Raw genomic sequence first — 3,405 nt, forward strand, 5'->3', positions numbered from 1 at the left:
TTTGTGGAAACGATGGGAATGCAAGTGAAGAAGATTGGATTGAGATTTATAATACTTCCAATACAACAATTAATCTCAATGGCGTTAAACTGGTGAAAACTGATGAAGAAGGTGTTTCGGAGATTATTTATACATTTGGGGAAGGGGCAGCCATTGCCGGTAAAGCATATTTGCTGAAAGTCAAAGGCGTTGATTTTACTCAAGGAATCTCAAATACTAAATCTGTTTCTATCACTTTGCAAATGCCCTCTGGTAAAGATATAGACAAATTTGATAAGGATGCGGAATTTGGTGATGGAGGTAAACATGAAGTGGGAGGCAGTTATTCACGTATTCCTGACGGTACGGGAGAATGGACTGTTGTATTGAAAGCTACTAAAGGAACAGCTAATAAAATTACGGAACCTGAAGGACCTTCCGGTATTGATTATATTGGATTGGTGCTGAATGAGTTGAACGGTAATAAACCCAAATATATTGAGTTGTATAATAGTACAGGTCGTGAACTGGATATAACCGGAGTAAAGATTAAAAAAGATGATGGGGATATTGTTTATATAGCTCCCGAAGGGACTAAAATACAGTCTCATGGTTTTTTAGTGCTTCTTTCGGATCAAGCGGATTATTCTACAGGCTTTACAAGTGGACTCTCCGCTAAAAAATCTGTGAAGATTGAGCTTCTTTCACCGGAAGAAACTGCCATAGACGTATTCAAGAATCTAACGGATGCCGGTGAAGAGGTTTGGGGAGAAACACCTAAATACAATGGAGAAACAGAGGGAATGGCGTATGCCCGTAAGGATAACGGTGCTGAATGGTATATGATGAAAGCCACTCAAGGTGAGAGTAATAGCACCACTGCCGGACTAAGTACAAAAATAGAATGGTAAGATTATAATTGTAAGGAATGAGAAAGCTAATCCTTTTATTATTTACGGGAATTCTTCTTTTTAGCTGCACCGCTGTCGGAGCAGACGAAGGAAGAATTCTTCGTTTTATATATTGTTCAGACGTACATTATGGTCTTGAACGTGAATTTCGGGGAAAAGAAGTGGGAAGTGATGAGGTAAGTCGTGCTATGTTGGCAACCTTCAAATTGCTTTCTGAAACTCGGCTGCCGGAAGATAGTGGGGTGGGTGCAGGAATAAAATTCGGTTCTCCTGATTTTGTTGTTTGTACGGGTGATATTGCCAATCGGATGGAAGAAGGAGTTCAATCTGCTACTACATCATGGAGTCAATTTTGCAGTGATTGGGATTCATCGATAAGTTCTCCTTTGTATCTGGTACCGGGTAATCACGATATTTCTAATGCGATAGGTTATTCCAAGGTTTTATCTCCAGAAAAAGATGCATCCAGTGCTGCCGGTATTTTCAACCGGATGATGCGCCCTGCGGTGGAACGTACGGCGGAGACTTTTAATTATCAAACGGATAAGGTGCATTATTCCTTTGTAAAGGACGGGGTACGGTTTGTTTTTATGGGAATGTGGCCTGATGCATATATGCGTCAATGGTTCGATCAGGAAATAGGAACCGATACGATTATTCCTGTTATTTTATTTACCCACGATCCTCCCATTGCCGATACCAAGCATTTTACGAATCCGAACGGTAAGCATACGATCAATTCAGTAGATAAGTTTCAGAATTTGTTGGCAGATACCTGTCTGGTGACTGATGTCAAAAAGAAAGCCACAAAGAATTGGGAAAAGCTGGAGCAGTTTATCCATTCTCATTCTATGATTAAGGCTTACTTTCATGGAGATAAGAATTACAATGAATTTTATACCTGGAATGGGGTAAATGGAACAATTGATTTACCTGTTTTCCGGGTGGACTCCCCTATGAAAGGTGAGTATTCTTCTGCTGACGAACGTCTACTTTCCTTTATTGTAGTTACCATGGATGTGAATCAACGCTTGTTAACGGCTCGTGAATGTTTGTGGAATACGGAAAACAAAACCAGTATCCAATGGGGAAGTTCTTGCACTATCACTTTCTGATAAATAGCCAAATTTAGTATTAAATCGTATAGGTTACTAAAAACTTTATAAGAAAACGACCGTAAATCACCTTCTTTGTTGTAAATTCGTTCTATTTCTCGTAATATCAAACTTATTTTAATCAATTAATATAGAAAGTAAATTATGAGAAAAGACGGATTTACCGTATGTGCAAATAATTATATAAATTGTTTGCGTCAGGAAGGGCGTTATGCCACAGCACATGTTTATGAGAATGCACTTCGCTCTTTCACCATATTTTGTGGAACAGAGTGTGTGTCATTCAGTTTGATTACTCGTGAGAACTTGAAGCGGTATAGCAGTTATCTGATGTCCTGCCGCTTGAAGTTGAACACGATTTCCACCTATATGCGAATGTTACGTTGCATATACAATAAGGGAGTAGATACTCATCAGGCTCCTTATATTCATCGCTTGTTTCGTGATGTCTTTACCGGAGTAGATACTCGTCAGAAAAAAGCAATTCCTATAAACGAATTACACACGCTGCTTTATAAAGATCCACAGTCCGAAAAACTTCGCCGGACGCAAGCCATCGCTAATTTGTTATTTTTATTTTGCGGAATGCCTTTCGCCGATCTTGCTCATCTGGAAAAGTCGAATTTGGAGGGGAATATATTGAAGTACAACCGTATCAAGACGGGAACTCCAATGAGTATAGAAATCTTAGAATCGGCTTCATGTATTGTTTCCCGACTTCGTAATACGCATTCCGCTGTTCTCCCCGAGCATCCGGATTATCTTTTTTATATATTAAGTGGAAAGAATAAACGGGATGACGAAGCGGCATATATAGAATATCAATCCACTCTGCGTCGTTTTAATAATGATTTGAAGAGTTTAGCCAAGAAGCTACGTATTCATTCATCCGTAACTTCTTATACGTTTCGCCATTCCTGGGCAACTACCGCTAAATACAGGGGAGTACCTATCGAAATGATTAGCGAGTCATTGGGGCATAAATCTATTAAGACAACACAAATTTACTTGAAAGGTTTTGAATTGAATGAGCGTACCAAAGTAAATCGGTTGAATTATTCTTACGTTAGGAATTATAGGGGAATTCTTTGAAAAGTATATTAAGTCTTTGATAACCAGTCTAAATACGCAGCTGTTACTTCTTAGGTAACGGAAATTATTCGGTGCAAATATAGACAAATTTGTTAATAACATACAAGCAAAATTCCTTTTTTTTCTCTTTTTATTTAAATATACAGTAAAAATGTATCGGGACATGAAACATTCCTATTTCATGTTCTATGAATTCGACTGCCTATACTTTTCAAATATCTCTGTATATCAGGCAAAATGTATCTAAACTCCCTTGTTCGTACGTATTTCTTCTTCTTTTTGTGGTAGGTGTCCAGTACTCTATAATT

Annotated in this window: 3 protein-coding genes; all 3 read left to right on the forward strand. The window is 38.3% G+C overall.

Annotated elements, in window-relative coordinates; all coding sequences use genetic code 11:
* Nucleotides 1–890, forward strand: an 890-nt coding sequence (locus tag BSCG_RS08895; protein WP_008776599.1) for a lamin tail domain-containing protein, incomplete at its 5' end; no start/stop codon positions are given.
* Nucleotides 891–907: 17 nt separating this feature from the next.
* Complete coding sequence (locus BSCG_RS08890) at nt 908–2,005, forward strand: metallophosphoesterase family protein (RefSeq protein ID WP_004309291.1); 1,098 nt, start codon at nt 908–910, stop codon at nt 2,003–2,005.
* 144 nt (nt 2,006–2,149) lie between these two features.
* The gene (locus BSCG_RS08885) at nt 2,150–3,097 is read left to right on the forward strand and encodes a tyrosine-type recombinase/integrase (protein ID WP_004309289.1); all 948 of its coding nucleotides are present in this window, start codon (nt 2,150–2,152) and stop codon (nt 3,095–3,097) included.
* The last annotated feature ends 308 nt before the right edge of the window (nt 3,098–3,405 follow it).

Source organism: Bacteroides sp. 2_2_4 (genome assembly GCF_000157055.1).
GTDB classification, from domain to species: Bacteria; Bacteroidota; Bacteroidia; order Bacteroidales; family Bacteroidaceae; genus Bacteroides; species Bacteroides ovatus.